The organism is Paenibacillus sp. FSL R5-0470, from assembly GCF_037975205.1.
In the GTDB taxonomy this organism is placed as follows: domain Bacteria; phylum Bacillota; class Bacilli; order Paenibacillales; family Paenibacillaceae; genus Paenibacillus_AQ.
This window is the reverse complement of sequence record NZ_CP150238.1, coordinates 3,321,817-3,341,288: the sequence shown is the minus strand read 5'-3', so window position 1 is coordinate 3,341,288 and position 19,472 is coordinate 3,321,817. Positions and strand designations below refer to the sequence as shown.

Sequence of the window (19,472 nt, the reverse complement as noted above, 5' to 3'; positions counted from 1 at the left end):
AATTAGCAGTTTCTCAAGAACTGTACTGAGCATCGGCTAGTATTTATACTATCTTACCGGGATTATTCAGTAACTAGTGTCTTGCGCCAAACTTCTTGTTTAACACGCCAATTTGAAGGAGTATCTCCTTCCCAAAGTCGGAAGGCACGATAGAACGAGTTCTGACCTTCATATCCGATCAAGAAAGCCACCTCTTTAACATCGAGGGAAGGATCTGCTAAATACACTCGCGCCTGCTCATGTCTGGCTTGTGTCAGCAAATGCTTGAAGCTCGTATTTTCTTCAGTAAGCCTCCGCTGTAAGGTACGAGCACTCATCCTTAGCTCTTTAGCAACGGTTTGAATCTCGGGTTGGCCTCCGCTAAGACTGCGTTTCATAATCCATTTGACCCTTTCAGTAATTGAGCGACTGCCCTGCTGTTCAGCAAGTGTCCGATCCAAAACGGGAGTCAGAATCTCTAGCAACTCTTCGTTATACGAGATAAAGGGCAGATCCAAGTCACTTCGTCGTAGCGTTAAGCGGTTAGTCTCAGCACCGATCTGAATTCGACAGCCGAAATAAGCTTCAAGAACCTGTAAATTCACTATGGGTTGTGAAAATTCTACAAACTGTGCTGTCAGAGGTATACCTGTTCCCCGCCACCCAAGCTCCAGTAAAAACGCCAGTGTAAGGCCAAGCAGCAGCGGTGGACCGGAATACTCGGGATGCTGCCAATTCAATTCGATTGCACACAACTCTCCCTCCTCGACGATATGCAAGCTTTCTGGAGGGCACATTCGTTTATAGCGCACAATTCGGTTTAGAGCGTCGCGATAATCTTTAGCATGATAAGTGGCTAAGACGGTCGGCGGATATTGTGTGGTTTCAAAAACAGTTACTAGCTTGATGATTCCCTCAGCAGTGTCTCCAACGAGATCCGAATATGCCTGCCAGATAGCGAAATATTGGGCTGTGGTGACTGCTGACTCCGTGATAAGGCTCAGGGGTAGACTTGCTTTACTGGCTATATCTTGAGCGGTTATTCCTAATTGAATTAATCCAGCCCAAAATCCGGGAGGGATTTTAATGGAGTCAGAGGTATGAGTCTGCATCTATGTGGACCTCCTTTAGCATCATTGCATGAAGAAAGGGCTAGTTAGAATTCAAGCAAGCGCGGGCAAGCAACTCAAACGAATGCAACCGTTTCTCATAGTCTGGAATCATAGTAACGATAATGAATTCATCAACTCCATACAAGTGAGATAATTGTTCCAGCTTTTCTTTGATATTTTTGGGTGTGCCTATCAGCAGTTTACGTTCCAAAAGCTTGGATTTCTCTTCGGCTGAGCCTTCTTGTTGAAATAATGTCATACCGGAAGAGGCTAGCCGCTCTGCTTCTTCCTCAGTCTCGGCGCAAATAACGCCAACAGCTACGATGGCCCGAGGACTAGCATTAACTGAAGAAGGAATAAAAGCTTCACGGTAAGCTTGCAAAATCTCTTCCCCAGCTACATCGCTCATGAATTGACCAAACACATAGCCTGCTCCAAACTCGGCAGCATATGCTGCACTTTTCTTGTTTGTACCCAGCATCCACAGCTCTGGCGATTCGGGTGGAGTCGGACGGGCGGTTATCTGACGTCCTTCATATGAATAGTTCCCCTGCAACAATTCGGTAACTCCCTTAAGCAGTTCCGGCATTTTCCAAACATTTTCGAGAAAATTCCCGCTCAGCGCTAAGCTTACTTCAGCAGCACCGCCAGGAGCCCTGCCTAACCCAAGGTCGATGCGTCCCGGATATAAACTTGCCAGCAAATGAAAAGATTCCACTACTTTTAACGGCTTATAGTGCGGCAGCAATAAAGCTCCCGATCCGATGCGGATATGCTGTGTTCTCGCTCCGATATGCGATAAAAACACCTCTGTAGAGGTACACGCTAAGCCCGGCATATCATGATGTTCAGCAACCCAATAACGAGTATATCCCAGTCTTTCAGCTGTTTGAGCCAGTTCCACGGCTTGTCCTAAAGCAAAGCTTGCATCCACATTATCAAATACAGGTACAAGGTCCAAAACACTCAGCTTAATGGATGTCGTTGTCATGGCTACGTCCTACTCGAGGGTTTCGGTAAAATTCAATCATATCAATAAAAGTAACCTTGTAATCGCCGGCAATCGCTGCCAGATTAAACATTCGTCCATGGCCGTCTTCTTTGGACGCGAACACAACATCGTGCCGCAGCTTATCCATAATCACTTTGCCGATGAACTGGTGCTCGTATTCCGCATATTTCTTTTTAAACTCTTCATTAAATTCCAGGAGGTCCTGATAAGAACGCTCAAGCATTGCGTTTACCAAGGTCAGTTCATTGCCCTCTTTTTGTACCGCTACGTAATAATTCCCACGTTCATCCTTGATCAAATCCTTATACAACTGGACGTTCAAAGTTAATTTCTCCTCTCTGATTCCTAAGGGATAACTCCTTTAGAACTTAACCTTACATACTTAATGTTAGCACTGTTGGCTCTGTGGTAATTTGTACATTTCCTGCTACAGCTCTGGAAATCATACAAGAACCTTCTGCTTTATGAGCAATACGAATTGCTTTATCAATATCTTCCTGTGACGCATCTTCGGTAAGTGTGATGATGGGTGAATGTTTGATCGCTTCATATGTAAAAATGTTATTTGTTACATCCACTGTCGCCTCTGATGTTAACGTCAGGCTGGAAGTCGTAAGCCCTGATCGCTCCAGCATAGCTGCTAGTGTAATGAGATAGCAGGTTGCCGCGGCACCCAGTAGCATCTCATCCGGATTCGTTCCAACTCCTGGCCCGCCCATTTCTTTCGGAATGGAGATTTGAGTCTTGAGCTGTCCAGCTTCAATCGTTCCATCACTATTACGACCGCCGTTCCATACGGCATTTAAAATAAATGGGTGTTTCATTTCTAGATGTCCTCCCTATCTTGAAATTGCATGACATATTTTTAATCGAATACTTTACATGCTAACATAGAAGAATGCGGTGAACAAACAGGCTCAGGCCTACTGTTCGTGAGATTTATCTATAAATTAAATTTCAGGAGGCTCTATTATCATGATAAACGATACAGATATCAAACACCTTCAGCGTTGTATTGAACTTGCCCGAATTGCACTCGAGGTTGGGGACGAACCTTTCGGCTCCATCCTGGTCTCAGCAAATGGAGAGGTCTTGGCCGAAGACAGTAACCATGTAGGCGGTGGTGACCATACTCAGCACCCCGAATTCGCTTTAGCTCGCTGGGCAGCTCAGAATATGTCACTGGAAGAACGTAAGCAGGCAACTGTGTATACTTCCGGGGAACATTGCCCTATGTGTGCGGCAGCTCACGGTTGGGTTCAATTAGGAAGGATTGTATATGCCAGTTCTTCGCAGCAATTATCACAGTGGTTAAGCGAAATGGGCATTGCAGCATCACCTGTCCGTAATTTGAGCATTCAGGAAGTCATCCATAATGCGGTCGTAGATGGCCCTGTAACGGAGCTTGCAGAACAAGTGCGGGAACTTCATCGACAATTCCACGGACAAAGACAGTAGTAAAAAAAGAACCTTTGAATAAAGGTTCTTTTTTATGTCCTAAACTTTGTGGGGTATAAACTATAGTTGCTATATATACAGCGTCCTAAAGTTCTTATACCATTAGCTTTGTAAGCGATTAACTTTATAGGAGGAAATGACTTGACAAAGCCTGTGCAACCCAATGAACCTCTCGTAACTCATATTTATACTGCGGATCCTTCCGCTCATGTATTTGAAGGTAAAATTTATATTTATCCCTCACATGACCTGGATCACGAAATGATCTCTAATGACAACGGTGACCAATATAATATGGAGGATTACCATGTTCTTTCTATTGATGGAGAAGGCTCTCCTTGTGTTGACCACGGTGAAGTGCTTCATGTGAAGGATGTTCCATGGGCTAAGCAGCAAATGTGGGCTCCGGATGCAGCATACAAAAACAATACCTACTATTTGTTTTTCCCAGCTAGAGACCATGACGATATTTTCCGAATCGGGGTCGCCACCTCAGCTTCACCTTCCGGACCATTTACACCTGAACCAAGCTACATTCCCGGCAGTTATAGCATTGATCCCGCCGTTTTCGTTGATGATGATGGTAAATCGTATATATACTTTGGTGGTCTTTGGGGCGGTCAACTTGAAAAATGGCAAACCGGCTCATTTGTTCCGGATGCCGAGGGGCCGTCTGAAATGGCACCAGCTCTTGGACCTATCGTAGCGGAGTTGAACGAGAATATGCTGAGCTTTGAAGGTGAACCTAGAGAAATATCCATTATCGATACGAACGGAAATCCGATTCTTGCTGGAGATGAAGAGAGAAGATATTTTGAAGGTCCTTGGGTTCATAAATATAACGGTTATTATTATCTTTCTTATTCCACGGGTACTACCCATAATATTGTATACGCTATCAGTAAAGATCCGCTTGGGCCTTTTGTATATCAAGGAAAAATACTTACACCCGTCCTGGGCTGGACAACACACCATTCTATTGTTCAGTTTAAAGAGAAATGGTATTTATTTTATCATGATAGTTCTTTATCTGGTGGTGCTGACAACAAGCGTTCTGTAAAATATACGGAGCTGAAATACAACGTTGATGGCACCATTCAAACCATCCATCCTTAGTTTTTACTAAAATGGACTGCATGTTGTAGTTCACAGGAGGTCGTTTTTGATGACAATGAAACAACAAGGTGCTTTTTATACAGGGGAATATCGCAATATATTTAAGGAGCTCGGCTTTTCTGAAGATGATATCAACGCTAAACTCAATGAAACTTGGAATGATTTGTTTTACGGAGATCCGAACGTACGAATATACTATCCGCAGGACGAGGATAAAAGCTATATCCTGGATACAGGTAATCTAGACGTTCGGTCGGAAGGAATGTCCTACGGGATGATGATGGCCGTTCAAATGAATAAAAAAGAAGAGTTTGATCGTCTATGGAACTTCTCAAAGACGTTTATGCAGCACAAAGAAGGTCGCTATGCCAATTACTTTGCTTGGCACTGCAAGCCTGACGGTACAAGGATTTCTCAGGGACCTGCACCGGACGGCGAAGAGTTTTTCGCCATGGCTCTGTTTTTTGCCTCAAAACGTTGGGGGAACGGTCCGGAACCTTATAATTATTCTGAGCAGGCCCGAACGATATTGCATGCTTGTGTACATAAAACTGAAACAGGAGATGGCGACTCAATGTGGGACGCGGAAACGAAATTGATCAAATTCGTACCGGAATCCACCTTCAGTGATCCGTCTTACCATCTCCCCCATTTCTATGATTTGTTCGCCTTGTGGGCTGACGAACGTGACCACATGTTTTGGCGAGAAGCCGCGGAAGCCAGCCGCACATATCTGCATACTGCATGCCATCCGATAACTGGTCTTGCTCCCGAATATGCTAATTTTAACGGGTCCCCGGCAGAACCCCAGCCTCATGGTGATTTCAGCCATTTTTTCAGCGATGCTTACCGGGTAGCGGCTAATATCGGTCTGGACTGGGCTTGGTTCCAAAAGGACATCTGGCAGGTCGATCAATGTAACCGGATTCAGGCTTTTTTTAGGAATATCAAAGTTTCCGATTACCGGCGGTATACCATTGAGGGACAGCCCTTCGACGAACCGGCGCTGCACTCGACAGGTCTGTTGGCGACCAATGCCATGGCTTCCCTAGCTTCTAATGGCCCGGAGGCAGAGCATTTTGTCCGTTTGTTTTGGGATACACCATTGCGCACTGGACAACGTCGTTATTATGATAACTGTCTGTACTTCTTTAGTTTACTGGCCCTAAGTGGAAACTATCGCATTTATTGAAGGAAATCGAACAAACAAATAGGACTCCATTCCTCAAAAAGCTCGAGGAATGGAGTCCTATTAATCGTAATAAAGCTTTGCTATTATTTAATAACTACATATTCCAAGTTTACAAGTTTTGCATAAGCAATAATCTGGTCTGTTGTAAGCGTTAATGAAACAACGGTGTGGTGACCGCCACCATTTTCGATCCATGCTTTAACCCCATCTTGGAAGTTAGGCTTAACATTCCAAAGTACACGAGCTACTGGAAGGTTGGGAGCTGGAACCGTTGGTTCGAAAGCAGTAACTTCATTGATCAATAGTTTGTAATGCGTCCCAAAGTCAGCCATGGAAACAACTACACCGTCTCCTGCCTTACCGTCAAATACTAAACGTGCTGGATCGTCTTTACCACCAATACCCAGTGGAGATACGATAATTTTGGGTTTGTTGCTTGCCAAAGTAGGATCTACTTCAAGCATATGGGATTGTAGAATGGATTCTTGACCAACCGTCAATTCATAAGTGTAATCTTCCATAAAGCCAGTGGATTGGTTATGGCTCATCACTTTAAGCAAGCGATCGAGAGCTGCAGTCTTCCAATCTCCTTCTCCAGCAAAACCATAGCCTTGTGCCATCAGTCGTTGAACAGCAAGTCCTGGAAGTTGTTTCATTCCGTGTAAATCTTCGAAGTTCGATGTGAAGGCGTTGTAGCCACCTTGATCAAGGAAACGTTTAATAGCAATTTCATAGCTTGCTTGAACTCTCACGCTAGCTTCCCAAGCTTCTTTGCTGTTAGTTCCATAATCAAATTCATACAGCTCTGAATACTCAGCGAATAAGGCGTCGATCTCTTCTTCTTTAACTTCATTAATGATTTGTACTAGATCGCCAATACCAAAGTAGTCAACAGTCCATCCAAATTGAATTTGGGCTTCAACCTTATCTCCTTCGGTTACGCCAACGTTACGCATATTGTCACCAAAGCGAGCGACCTTGATATTAAAGCTTTCGTTATAAGCAACGGCTACGTCCATCCATTCTGCAATTTGCTTTTGGACTTCAGGACGTTCCCAGTAGCCTACTACCACTTTGTTTTGTTTGTTCAAACGGGCGTTAATAAAACCATATTCACGGTCACCATGAGCGGCTTGATTTAGATTCATGAAATCCATATCGATGGTTGCCCATGGGATACTTTCATTATATTGCGTAGCTAGATGAAGCAAAGGCTTTTGCAGCATTTTAGTTCCGCGGATCCACATTTTTGCAGGCGAGAAGGTATGCATCCAAGTGATAACACCGGCAACTTCGTCGCGGTAATTGACTTCTTTCATGATGTTTGTGATTTTATCTGCGCTGACAGCCAAATCCTGCAATACTAGTGGGTAAGGCAAAACTCCACTTTTATTCAAAGCATCTGTCATCGTTTGGGCATGCGCCTTAACTTCAGCCAATGCCTCTTCCCCATAAAGATGTTGTGAACCTACGACAAACCAAAATTCTTTTGCTACTGCTGTTGACATATTCATCCTCTTTTCGTAATTTTGTGGTTTAATTATTTTTGTCCGTAATAAGCGTCTTTTCCATGTTTTCGCAAGTAATGTTTATCTAAAATACGTTGTGGCAACTCCTCAGCAAAATGATTCAGCTCTCTTGCAAACAAATTCATTTTGGATACTTCATCCAAAACTACGCTGTTTATTACCGCCGATTTCGCATTTTTCCCCCAAGTAAAGGGTCCGTGTCCTTTAAGTAAAACACCAGGAACCGCCATAATATCGATCCCACGTTGCTCAAAGGTCTCGATGATTACATTACCCGTTTCCGCTTCGTAACCACGATCGACTTCTTCTTGCGTCAAGAAACGCGCACAAGGAATGGAACCATAGAAGGTATCAGCATGGGTCGTTCCCATGACAGGAACATCTAGTCCTGCTTGAGCCCAAATGGTCGCCCAAGTGGAATGCGTGTGCACGATTCCCCCGATCTCGGAGTAATGCTTATAAAGCACGGCGTGAGTAGGTGTATCGGAGGAAGGTCTCATATCTCCTTCAACCACATTGCCATCCAGATCAACAACTACCATATCGCTGGCTTTCATTGTTTCATAATCTACACCACTAGGTTTGATTACGAATAATCCACTTTCACGATCAATTGCACTCACATTTCCCCATGTATATTTAATAAGTCCTTGTTTCGGCAATTCCAGGTTGGCTTGAAAAACCTCTTCTTTAAGTTGTTCTAACATCTTGCTACCTCCATTTTCACACTAAATTGTCAACAGCGGACTGCTCAATCGCCAGACCCTTTTTATATCGTTCGATAAAGGTTTCAAATCCTTTAATGTCGGTTGCCTCTGGATGAATTTCTTCACCCTTAACATCTTTGAACACTTTTTGATCGAGGAAGTCTTCTAAACTTTCTTCCTGATTTTTATTCATCATGTAAGCGGCAAGAATAGCCATTCCCCATGCACCGCCTTCACCGGCAGTCGACATTACGGAAACAGGAACATTCATTGAAGCTGCCATCATTTTTTGGCCCACTACCGGAGTCTTAAATAAACCGCCGTGGCCTAAAATACTATCAATGGCTACATTCTCTTCCTTCGTCAAAATGTCCATTCCAATTTTCAAAGCACCAAAGGCGCTGAATAGATGTGTACGCATAAAGTTGGACAGATTGAATTTGCTCTCCGGCGAGCGGACAAATAGCGGACGACCTTGTTCTAACCCAGTAATATTCTCTCCTGAGAGATAACCATAGCTTAGTAATCCACCGGCATCAGGATCTGCTTCCAAAGCTTTATTTAATAACACGCTGTACAATTTATTGGCATCCACTTTGTGTCCCATGGCTTCATAGAATTCACGGAATAACCCGAGCCAGGCGTTGAGGTCACTTGAACAGTTATTCGCATGAACCATGCCCACTGGACTTCCGTTCGGAGTAGTAACCATATCAATTTCCGGATAAACCTTGGAAAGTTCTTTTTCTAATACAATCATGGCAAAAACAGAGGTTCCTACAGATACATTCCCGGTGCGTTTTCTTACGCTATTCGTTGCAACCATCCCGGTTCCAGCATCCCCCTCTGGAGGACTAAGCGGAATACCTGATTGTAAATGCAGCGATGGATCCAGAATTTTAGCTCCCGCTTCGCTTAAAATACCTGCTTGCTCTCCTGCAACATACACCTTAGGAAGTAAATCACTGGTCTTCCACGGATAAGCTTTGCTTGCAACCAGTTCATCAAACTGCTGTATCATGGAAGCGTTAAAATTTCTTGTAGTTTCATCAATTGGAAACATACCGGATGCATCACCAACACCAAGTGCTTTATTTCCAGTCAATAGCCAATGAATGTATCCTGCTAGTGTCGTAACAAAACGTATCTGTGGCACATGTTCTTCTTCATTCAAAATCGCCTGATAAAGATGAGCAATGCTCCAGCGTTCTGGGATATTAAACCCAAACAGCTCGGTCAATGCTTTGGCAGCCGCACCTGTAGTTGCATTACGCCAAGTCCGGAATGGAACAAGCAGTTCATTGTGCTCGTTGAAAGCCATGTATCCATGCATCATTGCAGAAAAACCGATTGAACCAACCGTTTGAAGGGTGATTCCGTATTTTTGAGCAACTTCTTCCTTCATCTCGCGATAGGCGTCTTGCAGACCTTTGATAATATTTTCCAAGTTGTACGTCCAAAAACCGTCCTTCAACTGATTTTCCCATTCGTAACTTCCAGAAGCGATCGTTTGAAAGCTATGATCGATAAGTACAACTTTAATGCGCGTAGACCCAAATTCAATACCAAGCGAAGTTTCTCCCTTATTAATCACTTGTTCGATGCTTAATCGATTCGATATCACGTTTGTCACCTCTCTGAGAGCGCTTTTTTAAAAGGTCATGATAAGAATTTGCTTTCTTAATTGACAGCTTTAGTATAATTTTTTGTACGTACATTTGTCAATTGATTAGTTATATATACATACAAATATGGAGATAAAAATGATTTAACTGTATAAAAAAAGAGCCTCTTTCTATTTTTTTTGTTGTCATGCTATAATTTGTACATACAAATTTACCGAATATACGAATAACTTAGCGAACAAGAATGGAAAGAGGAATTACATGAAACCAAAGTATCAAGTGATATTAGATGACATAAAAAGCAAAATCCTTTCGGGAGATTACAATGTTGGTGAACAAATCCCTACTGAATCTGCCTTACAGTCCATGTACGAAGTTAGCCGGCAGACAGTTCGAAAAGCAATTTTAGAACTTTCCAACGAAGGCTTCCTCCGAAGCGAAAAAGGGTCTGGTACTTATGTCAGCAACCAATATCGTTCGAAGACCGGCGGGAGTTCCCATAAGAAGACGATCGGCGTAATCACGACCTATATTTCCGACTATATCTTTCCTTCCATTATCCGTGGGATCGAGAGCCGGCTAAATGAGGATAATTATTCTCTACTATTAGCTAGTACAAATAACGATGTTGCTCAAGAAAAAAAAGCCCTGGAAATGATGCTGTCCTACGGTGTAGATGGTTTAATTATTGAACCGACGAAAAGCAATCTATATAACCCCAATATTGCTTACTACCTTTCTTTTAAGGAACAGGATATTCCGATTATAATGATTAATGCCTTTTATGAAGAAATAGAACTGCCGTACCTTTGTCTTGATGATGTACAGTCCAGCTATTTGGCAACAAAAGAGTTGATAACCAAAGGGCACACCCAAATAGGGCTCATTGCAAAAATGGATGATTTACAAGGAAAGTATCGGATGAAAGGGTATATTAAAGCACTCGGAGAATCCAAATTACGATTTTATCCTGAGCAGATTTTTTCATTCAATACGGAGACAAAACAGACGTTATCTACAGACTTGAAGGATTTTCTGAATAAAAATAGAGATACGCTCACTGCTATTGTTTGTTATAACGACGAGGTTGGGTTGGAGGTGGTCCATGCCTGCAGACAGCTGGACATCACTATTCCGGAGGAATTATCGATTATCGGACAAGACAATTCCTATATCGCCAAAAACGCGAACATCAAACTAACCACCTTGACACACCCACAAGAAGCCATGGGACGCGATGCAGCGGATTGGGTCATTAAGAAACTACAAGGAAAAAAAGACCTTCCGAACAACACTTATTATCAGCCTGTGTTAATTGAAGGTGAGACCGTTGTTGAGAGATAGGTTGTAACAAGGCAAGCAACCCACCAGTCATGGCTGGTGGGTTGCTTTTTTCTTTTTGTCTCTACATTAAGCAGTCCGGCTCCAATTTCCGTGTTTGGAATATTTACTGGATTTCCAGATAATCAAGATAAGCATCCCATGTCCCGTTATCAGCTGTTACGACGAGCTGGATCTCTTGATTTCCGGTTCCATGACTGACATTGTTTAGAGTATAAACGGCGGGACTGCTTCCCCCGAAATAAAAGGTGCCCTTGGTCACTCCACCGATTTTCAAATCGACCCTCGCCATATTGGAGTTATTGGAAGCCCCGCAGAGTGAAAAATTATGGGTACCGGTCGTAAAATTCTGTGTATATTTCACTAGATCATTGTTGGCGTATAAAGCCACTCCAGAGAATGGTGAGCTTATATTGGAGGTATACTGACCACTTTTAGTCATATTTTCAGCTTCTATTTTTGTACTTGTGCCCGGATTTGGTGTGGAGGTTGGTGTTGGGTTTGGCGTTGAAGTCGGATTAAGCGTTGGCGTCGGATTCGTACCTCCGCTACCTCCGATCGTAATTGTATTGCTAGTCACGGTAGCTGTTCCACTACTTTGATAACCCTCTACCGTAAGCGAAGTTTCATACATCTTCCCCATTGACATTCCTCTGCTCTCCCACGCTTTAAAGTGTTCACTAACAGATATGGTTCCGCTTGAACGTTTGGTCGTCCGGACACTCCAATATTGTTTAAAGGTTGCTGTGCCTTTAATTGAAGGTTGGTTGACTCTGGTAGTCTCATATATGTCATATGTTCCCCCATCAACGGTACCTTTTTATTCCATAATTATTTATGTAAGCGGAAACAATTAGATTCTATCATTGTCCTATTTTTTTCATATGTATAAACTAAAGCTTATACCGTGAAAAGTTTAGATCTTTTGTAGTTGGAAATAAACGAAATTAAATAAGCTGCTTCCGGTAGAGTACCGGAAGCAGCTTATTGGCTAGATCATTTTATCATTGCTTATGAAATGGAGTCTTAACTTAAAAGAGAATAACTTTCCCGCCATTTACTCACCACGACTCACACGAAAGCCTTGATCAGGTCCCATGCCATTTGCGTCGAACTTGCCTTGAAAAGATATCTCGTTGTTGGTGATGTTACCGATCCAACCGCCGCCCTTCACAACCCGGAAAGATCCGACATCGCTTCCCCTATCCCCATACCAGTTCCAACACCATTCCCTTACATTTCCTGACATATCATAAAGTCCTAACTCGTTGGGCTGTTTGACAGCAACATTTTTTGTTTTATTATTGTTGTTTTCAATGATAGGCCAGTTCCATTCTCCCGATAAGTATTTATCTCCAGCGTTTTTCCAATACCATGCTACCTCATCTGCATTATTGCTTCCACTGTAGGTGTAACTCTTGCTTAATTGACCTCCACCTGCAGCATATTCCCACTCTGCTTCTGTCGGTAATCGATAACCATTAGCACCTTCATTGATCGTTACGGTCCATTTTATATTATCGTTTTCGCTCTTATTATTTGTATCTATTTTATTCTTATCTATATTGTAATAGGGTGTTAAACCCTCTTTTATACTCCGCTTATTACAGTACTCAACAACGTCATACCAGCTAACCATTTCAACCGGCAAATTGTCGCCCTTGAATTCTGAGGGATTACTTTCCATTACCTCAATCCATTCTTTTTGAGTTACCTCATATTTACCGATATAAAAGTTTGATAGGGTTGCACCATTGTAGTTGGACTTTGTGTTTATAAAAGTCCCTCCCTTTACAAATACATTGTCATTACTCGTTTCAGGCTTTTCTTGTGAGCAAGCGCTGATAACAACTATTGTTGCTATGAATAGGAAACTCAATAGTTTTCTCATTGATTTATCTCCTTTGAACGGATAGGAAAATAATAAGTTGTGACGATGATCTTAGTAGTATGTAAGTCTTCTTTTGGAATAAATAAGGCCGCCGGTGGTGAGACCGGCAGTCCTTAGTATTATCATCGATTAAGGGGCTACAGTTTACCTGTTACCACACCGTTACGTTAGAGCTCCCACTACTTTGATATCCTTCAGTAGCTAACACTTGGTAAGCCCAACTACTTCCCAAATTCATTCCATATTTCTTCCATGCGTTAACGTGATTGCTAAAAGTGATAGCAACATTGCTCCCAGTCGCTCTCTTCGACTGTCTTACACTCCAGAACTGAGTGAAAGTTGCAGTGCCGTCAATAGAAGGTGCGTTGGTTCGGGTTGTCGTATAGATATCATATGTGCCACCATCACTGGTCACGGTACCTTTAAATGTTCCAGTTGGTCTATAAGTGCCCCAGCTATCAACGACGTAATATTCTATGAGTGAGTTTCTCGTCCACCCATAGAGTGTCAAATATCCATTACCGGACGGCGCCCAGACTCCGGCATTGTAGTTTATTGTCCTTGTTGGTGATCCGGTATTCCAGCCTTTACCGACAACAAAGTTCCCGGTGTTTGACCATGTAACACTGTAATTCCCACCTGATCCATTCGTAGCATTTACTGTTCCTCCACCATCAGTCCAATTTTGCCAATAATCTGTCGCCGCATTTGTAGTTGCTGCAAACAAGCTAAAGCTCATTGTAGCTGCGAATAATACAGTCAAGATTTTCTTATTCATCTTAAACATAATCTACCTCCTAAGATTTTTTTTGATTACATACTACTTGACTGACCTCTAGTATTCCAAGCAATCGTCTGTGGTTTTCTTTGTTGTTTGGTAAAACTCCCGAGATCACCACATCCTTCCATTTATATAATTGTAAGCGATTTCAAATAGAAGTTTATCATAGCTTACGTACAATTTAATCTGTTCAAATTAAAGGTTTTACCCCAAAAAGTATTGTTATTTTATGGTTACAATTGGAAATATAAAGAAGTAACATACAAAAAAAGAGGACTTAGCGTCCCCCCTTTTCTTGTCATACATCAGTTTAATTATGTTCCTTACAAGCCCCTCCACAATACTATAATATTTCACCAAAAAATTACTGAACATGTATTTCTGATTTGATATCATGTTGACTTAAAAATTTCATTAAATCATTACTAAGCTGCACAATCTCATTGTTAGCATTATTCGCATAATCCGGCAACATCATATCCCTAACCATTTTAGTTCGTAGCCATGTCATAAAGAAAAGGTCCAAAAATAAGTTTGGAAATTTAAGCACCATTTTAAGCATTGGTGGATCAATTGAAACGCCAGCTTTTTGTGTTGCCCTTAGATACGCTTTTAAAGTGAATGTTATTTTGCGTGCTGTCTTTCTAGTTCTGGCTGTTTTTTTGTCAATGATCTTATTCTCAGAATGCAAAAAGCTCAACATGGCAATGTCTGATACGGAATGTGTGATCAGATACGCTTGCATATCTTTTTTAATAACGTAGGGAAGCTTTGCAGTTTTAAACAATTTTGCAAGGTTTTCTATGCGTTCTGTCACTACACCATTAATTTCTCCAAATGCAGTTGCCGCTATAAACTTTGGTAGAAATCGAGCATGCAATACTCCATCTTTAATCTGTCCGCCGAAGCCGGGAAAAGCTGGTAAAAGTCTATCCCCTACGATATCCAGCCACGAAGAAAATCCAATTGAATTACTAGTCATCGTAACTATATTTTTGCTTTGATTATCTTTGAGCGCTAACAACGCTGCTTCGGACCGATCATAACGAACGGTAACGAAAATAAAATCGTATACATCGTCATTTTCGAGCGTATCAATGACATTCACTTGTATCGATCTAACTGTACCTTTTTCTATATACTGCAGGCCATTTTCTCTTAATGATTTATATCTATTCGAATGTGCAAACAGGCTAACGTCAAACCCTGCTTCAATAAGCTTAATTGCGTACATGCTCCCGATGACACCTGCACCAAAAATTAAAATTCTATATTGTTTTGCTGACATATAAACCACCCCTACTTATTAATATTCCCTTTGGAATATCCGACAACGTGTTGTATGATGTGATTATAAATCTTCATTATTCCTTGATCAACCATCAGTTTTTCATGATTTGTCGGATGATATTCTTATTCACTAATAGGAGGGAAACATGAAAAAGCAACCCCAAATAACGGAGAAAACAAAACAAAAGTTTGTAGAAGTTTTTTGTGAGTTATATAGCCAAAAGCCGATTGAGAAAATTTCGATTCAGGAAATTTCGAATAAGTCAGGATATAACCGCAGCACCTTTTATCAATACTTTACTGACATTTACGAATTGTTAGACTCTGTTGAAAATGACCTATTGAATGAAATGAAAAAAGAATTGGCAAATAAAGAGCTATCGTTGGATACGGTTCAAGACACGCTCTATTGTCTGGATAAAAAAGAACATCTCCTGGTTCTTAATGCCCTTTTGGGTGATTATGGAAGTGCCCGTTTTTTAAAACGCTTAAAAAAAGAAATCACTTTGAATCAATTAGAATTAAACGTTCCGCAAAACCAATCCTTAACGCCATACTTCATTGAGTTTTACCTGACAACTGCCCTTTCTTTATTTCGTCTTTGGCTCCAGCGTCAAAAGGATTTATCGTCAGAAGAATTTTTCAAGTTAGTAGAGAACCTATATTCAAGAGGGATTACACCCTATTTCAAAGAATGAGTCTGTCATTCAAACCAAATCCTCATAAGGGTCCGCATTCTGGTTTAAGAATTATTCTTCGGTAAAGAAAATCGAGACCATTCAATTGGATAAAAAAACCACCGATCCAGTTGATAGATCAGTGGTTTTCTTTTTTTTGTAGATTTTAATTTAATATATCCTCTTTCCAAAACTCCATAACAGAAGACAATAAATCCCTAAATGATCACATATAATGGAAGTCCGTTAAACGATATACTTTTATGTAAGCGTTAACATTCCATTGCAGGAGGTGGCCCTTAGTCGTGTATGCTCGTATCATCACTCTTATGAATAATCTAAGACTCAGAACGAAGTTATTTCTATCATTTGGCTGTGTCGTTCTAATCCCGGTCTTAATTGTAGGGCTGTTCCTTACAAATGAACTACGGAATATGGCAATGGCTAATGCGCTTGAGCAGATTACAGCCAACGTGGATCGAGTGAAAAAACGGACTGGCGAAATGCTCAACATCCCGCTTGATATTGCTTATCGCCTATCGAATGATAGTCGGCTTGAAGAGGTTGCCAATCATCGTTATGAGTCTGTCTATGATGTTGTTGAAGCTTACTGGAACTATCCTGATTTCCGTGATTTTGTTCGACTATACAACGAAGTTTCCAGTATCCGCTTATATATCGATAATCCAACGGTTCTCAACAACTGGGAGTTTCTACAGACGAATGAGAGTGTTACGCAGGAACAATGGTACCAAACCGCACTAGCCCAAAGGGGACTGGTCTGCTGGAACTACATTCGAGACAACCGTAATGGACAATATTATTTAAGTCTAATCCGAAAGGTCAATTTTTTTAAGGCGAGAACCACCGGTGTGCTAGTCGTGAATGTGAATACCAAAAAGCTCAATGCGATCCTCAACCAAGAATCTTTTGAAACTCTTATTATGGATGAGAACGACAATATTGTCGCCTCAAATCGTGTAGATACACAAGATAAATCACTGTCGAATATTGACCTAGCAACCTTATCCGCTACAGGGCAAGGTCCCCACGATGTAACCATTGATGGTAAACCCTTCAAAATGGTGATCGATCACTGGCAACCTGGAGGAAGCTTGAATAGCCTGCGTATCATTTCCATTTTTTCTGTAGCAAGCATCGTCGATGAGCCCAACCGAATTATCTTTCTAGCTTCAATTGTAATTCTTTCGGCAATGATTATGGCTATTCTGTTAATTTACTATGTCTCGCGGCTACTCACCGGAAGGATGCTACATTTGAGCAAACATATTTCTAAGGTCGCTGCGGGAAATTTAGGAGCCACGCTAGTTATTGACGGTAAAGATGAAATCGGTCAGCTTGCCAGACAATTCAATCATATGGTTCGGAACATTAATGAACTAATGAGTGAGGTACAAGAATCCAATCGACAGAAAAATGCGACTCAGCTTAAGCAAAATGAAATTAAATTCAAGATGATGGCCAGCCAGATCAATCCTCACTTCCTCTTCAATGCCCTAGAATCAATCCGCATGAAAGCTCTTGTCAGAGGACAAGCGGATATTTCTCAAGTCGTTCGACTGCTGGGAAAAATGATGCGTAAAAACCTTGAGGTCGGCAATGGGATGATCAGTCTGCAAAGTGAGCTAGAAACCGTAAACAGTTACCTAGTCATCCAAAAATTCCGCTATGATGACAGACTCACTTATGAGCTACTTGTGGACCCAAAGGCGAATCCTTTTCAAATTCCCCCTTTAATTATTCAGCCCCTGGTAGAAAATTGTGTCATCCACGGATTGGAGAATCGAATTGAAGGCGGCATGGTTCGGGTGGAAATCCGCTTAGAAGACAGTTATCTAAAGGTTCAGGTATCTGACAATGGAGTGGGTATTTCAAAAACACGGATACAAGAAATTAGGAAGATGTTGAATAACAATGATGACTATGAAACTAATAATATTGGGATGCGCAATATTCATTTGCGGCTGCAGCTGACCTACGGTCCACAATTTGGGCTGACCTTAGCAAGTCAAATCGGATTCGGAACGCAAATCAGCTTTGCGATTCCATTAAGGAGTGATTCTTATGTATAGCGTGTTGATAGTGGATGATGAGCTGGCGATCCGTGAAGGACTAGTTGCTCTGCTAGACTGGGAGAGTCTTGGATATCAAGTCATCGATTCCGCCGCAAATGCCATTGAGGCTAAACATAAATATGAACTTTACTCCCCTGATTTAATGATCGTAGATATTCGTATGCCCGGTAGAGATGGTCTAGAGCTTGTTGAAGAACTGAGAGCACTTGATCCGGAAATGCACATCATCATCCTCAGTGGCTATGCGGATTTTAACTATGCTAAGCGAGCGTTATCCTTTGGCATTGATACCTATTTGCTCAAGCCTGTAGATGAAAATGAACTACAGCTATACTTGGAGAATCTATCCATTGAGCTGGATGCACGTATTACTGATCGTAAGAAACAGGCCGCAGTCAAAGTATGGAACCGGGAAATGCTAGTTCAATCCTTGTTAATGGATCGAAGTGCGCAGACTCCGTCAATAATGGATTCAATCATTCTTGAAGCAGAACTACTATGGGATTCCTATCAAGTGGTTCTGATTAGGCTGATACTTCAGGACAATGCGGATCATGGTCCTTCAACAGTCGTAAAGGCGAGACTTGCAAAAAGCTTTGAAGAAAATGACTGGGGCATAGTATTCTTGCTAGATTCTTATTTGGGGGTTCTGCTTCAGCCCTCATTTCAGAAAGAACTTGTACATAAGTTAATGGTCCAGAATATACAGCAAGTAGTATTTGACCATGAACTTGAATGTATCATCACCGCAGGTGATATGGTGAACTCTCTGGAGGATATCTCTGTCTCCCACCTATCGGCGCTGGCAAGGATGAAAGAGCATTTCTTCTATGACGAGACGGGGATGATTGGACCGGATTCCATGAAAATAAAGAATGGGCTGACAGTTAGTTCAGAGGAAATAGAGAACAGGCTGGAGTCCGTTCTAGAACGGATGTTTTTTTGTATGGATACCGGCAATTGCTCGTTACTCTTCACCCTGATTCAAGAAGCTGGAGAACTTATGATTACCGCCGAATATTCCGAGATGGCCGTGAAATCGCGTTATGCGCGTGTCGTCTCTTATCTACTTAACAAACTCTCGTTTCAATATAAGGAGCTGAGTCCTATGCACAGCAACATGGATGAGCAAATTGAACAAATCTATAAACATACCTCTCTGCCTCAATTGCAGCGCTATGCCTCCACTCTTCTTGAGTATTATGCAAAAGGCATTACCCGCGACGATATGGAGGTCTTCCTAAAGCGGATGCTGGATCTCATCCATCGACATTATAATAAGAATCTTAAGCTCGACACGCTAGCGGATGTATTTAGTTATAGTAGCGCTTATCTAGGGAAGCTTTTTAAGAACAGCACGGGGTATTCTTTTAACAGCTATCTAGATAATGTCCGCATGGAGAAGGCCAAGGAACTGCTTACTCAAGGCTACAAAATCCATCAGGTTGCAAACGAAGTGGGCATCAGTGATGTAGATTATTTTCGTGAAAAATTTAAGAAGCATGAAGGTGTCTCTCCCTCCGACTACCGCAGAAAGAATTAAAAGAGACTCAACATTTTTCAGAAAACGCTTACGAAAATAACAGATATACCCCTGTTTTTTATATAAAATATTCGGGTGTTTCTTTCACTTTCTGTAGATTATGATTATGGCATATCGAAGGAG

Annotated in this window: 17 protein-coding genes and 1 pseudogene; 7 read left to right on the top strand and 11 right to left on the bottom strand. The window is 41.7% G+C overall.

Annotation, left to right across the window (positions count from 1 at the left end; all coding sequences use genetic code 11):
* Positions 1–62: 62 nt before the first annotated feature.
* From MKY99_RS14645 to MKY99_RS14630, 4 genes are read right to left on the bottom strand one after another with little or no spacing between them, the layout of a single operon-like run.
* On the bottom strand, positions 63–1,091 hold the full coding sequence (locus MKY99_RS14645) for a helix-turn-helix domain-containing protein (protein ID WP_339271316.1): 1,029 nt from the start codon (positions 1,089–1,091) through the stop codon (positions 63–65).
* A gap of 40 nt (positions 1,092–1,131) precedes the next feature.
* A complete protein-coding gene (locus tag MKY99_RS14640) occupies positions 1,132–2,082 on the bottom strand; it encodes an LLM class flavin-dependent oxidoreductase (protein WP_339271314.1) in 951 nt (316 codons plus the stop codon).
* Entirely contained in the window at positions 2,063–2,425 is a 363-nt protein-coding gene (locus MKY99_RS14635; RefSeq protein WP_339271312.1) for a hypothetical protein, read from the bottom strand. Before MKY99_RS14635 ends, MKY99_RS14640 begins: the two co-directional genes overlap by 20 nt.
* 52 nt (positions 2,426–2,477) lie before the next feature.
* Positions 2,478–2,927 (bottom strand): OsmC family protein, encoded by a 450-nt coding sequence (locus MKY99_RS14630; RefSeq protein ID WP_339271310.1) that lies wholly within the window; start codon positions 2,925–2,927, stop codon positions 2,478–2,480.
* Between the two features lie 151 nt (positions 2,928–3,078).
* Between MKY99_RS14630 and MKY99_RS14625 the strand changes: the two genes are divergently transcribed.
* The 3 genes from MKY99_RS14625 to MKY99_RS14615 all read left to right on the top strand — a co-directional run bounded on the left by MKY99_RS14625 (position 3,079) and on the right by MKY99_RS14615 (position 5,869).
* Complete coding sequence (locus MKY99_RS14625) at positions 3,079–3,561, top strand: nucleoside deaminase (protein ID WP_042188217.1); 483 nt, start codon at positions 3,079–3,081, stop codon at positions 3,559–3,561.
* Between the two features lie 141 nt (positions 3,562–3,702).
* Positions 3,703–4,677: a glycoside hydrolase family 43 protein gene (locus MKY99_RS14620; RefSeq protein WP_339271308.1), complete on the top strand. Its 975-nt coding sequence runs from the start codon at positions 3,703–3,705 to the stop codon at positions 4,675–4,677.
* A gap of 49 nt (positions 4,678–4,726) precedes the next feature.
* The gene (locus tag MKY99_RS14615; protein WP_339271306.1) at positions 4,727–5,869 is read left to right on the top strand and encodes a glycosyl hydrolase family 8; all 1,143 of its coding nucleotides are present in this window, start codon (positions 4,727–4,729) and stop codon (positions 5,867–5,869) included.
* Between the two features lie 83 nt (positions 5,870–5,952).
* Here the strand turns inward: MKY99_RS14615 and araA are convergent, their stop codons facing one another.
* The 3 genes from araA to MKY99_RS14600 are packed head-to-tail and all read right to left on the bottom strand — an operon-like array spanning position 5,953 to position 9,729.
* A complete protein-coding gene (araA, locus tag MKY99_RS14610; RefSeq protein WP_149645589.1) occupies positions 5,953–7,377 on the bottom strand; it encodes an L-arabinose isomerase in 1,425 nt (474 codons plus the stop codon).
* Positions 7,378–7,409: 32 nt separating this feature from the next.
* Positions 7,410–8,105 (bottom strand): L-ribulose-5-phosphate 4-epimerase, encoded by a 696-nt coding sequence (locus tag MKY99_RS14605; protein WP_042188210.1) that lies wholly within the window; start codon positions 8,103–8,105, stop codon positions 7,410–7,412.
* A 16-nt stretch (positions 8,106–8,121) separates the two neighbouring features.
* On the bottom strand, positions 8,122–9,729 hold the full coding sequence (locus MKY99_RS14600; protein WP_339271304.1) for an FGGY-family carbohydrate kinase: 1,608 nt from the start codon (positions 9,727–9,729) through the stop codon (positions 8,122–8,124).
* A gap of 262 nt (positions 9,730–9,991) precedes the next feature.
* Between MKY99_RS14600 and MKY99_RS14595 the strand changes: the two genes are divergently transcribed.
* Positions 9,992–11,074 (top strand): GntR family transcriptional regulator, encoded by a 1,083-nt coding sequence (locus MKY99_RS14595; RefSeq protein WP_042188207.1) that lies wholly within the window; start codon positions 9,992–9,994, stop codon positions 11,072–11,074.
* Between the two features lie 103 nt (positions 11,075–11,177).
* Here MKY99_RS14595 and MKY99_RS14590 read toward each other — a convergent pair.
* From MKY99_RS14590 to MKY99_RS14575, 4 genes and pseudogenes are all read right to left on the bottom strand, one after another.
* A pseudogene (locus tag MKY99_RS14590) lies at positions 11,178–11,885 on the bottom strand (glycoside hydrolase family 11 protein); the annotation flags it as partial.
* A gap of 243 nt (positions 11,886–12,128) precedes the next feature.
* Positions 12,129–12,962 carry an SUMF1/EgtB/PvdO family nonheme iron enzyme gene (locus tag MKY99_RS14585; protein WP_339271301.1) on the bottom strand — a complete coding sequence of 278 codons (834 nt, stop codon included), beginning with the start codon at positions 12,960–12,962 and terminating at the stop codon, positions 12,129–12,131.
* A 151-nt stretch (positions 12,963–13,113) separates the two neighbouring features.
* Positions 13,114–13,749 (bottom strand): glycoside hydrolase family 11 protein, encoded by a 636-nt coding sequence (locus MKY99_RS14580; RefSeq protein ID WP_042188200.1) that lies wholly within the window; start codon positions 13,747–13,749, stop codon positions 13,114–13,116.
* 358 nt (positions 13,750–14,107) lie between these two features.
* Positions 14,108–15,031: a 2-dehydropantoate 2-reductase N-terminal domain-containing protein gene (locus tag MKY99_RS14575; protein WP_339271299.1), complete on the bottom strand. Its 924-nt coding sequence runs from the start codon at positions 15,029–15,031 to the stop codon at positions 14,108–14,110.
* A 148-nt stretch (positions 15,032–15,179) separates the two neighbouring features.
* Between MKY99_RS14575 and MKY99_RS14570 the strand changes: the two genes are divergently transcribed.
* The 3 genes from MKY99_RS14570 to MKY99_RS14560 all read left to right on the top strand — a co-directional run bounded on the left by MKY99_RS14570 (position 15,180) and on the right by MKY99_RS14560 (position 19,349).
* A complete protein-coding gene (locus MKY99_RS14570; RefSeq protein WP_339271297.1) occupies positions 15,180–15,731 on the top strand; it encodes a TetR/AcrR family transcriptional regulator in 552 nt (183 codons plus the stop codon).
* A gap of 284 nt (positions 15,732–16,015) precedes the next feature.
* A complete protein-coding gene (locus MKY99_RS14565) occupies positions 16,016–17,803 on the top strand; it encodes a sensor histidine kinase (protein WP_076301134.1) in 1,788 nt (595 codons plus the stop codon).
* The gene (locus MKY99_RS14560) at positions 17,796–19,349 is read left to right on the top strand and encodes a response regulator transcription factor (protein WP_339271296.1); all 1,554 of its coding nucleotides are present in this window, start codon (positions 17,796–17,798) and stop codon (positions 19,347–19,349) included. Before MKY99_RS14565 ends, MKY99_RS14560 begins: the two co-directional genes overlap by 8 nt.
* Positions 19,350–19,472 lie beyond the last annotated feature (123 nt).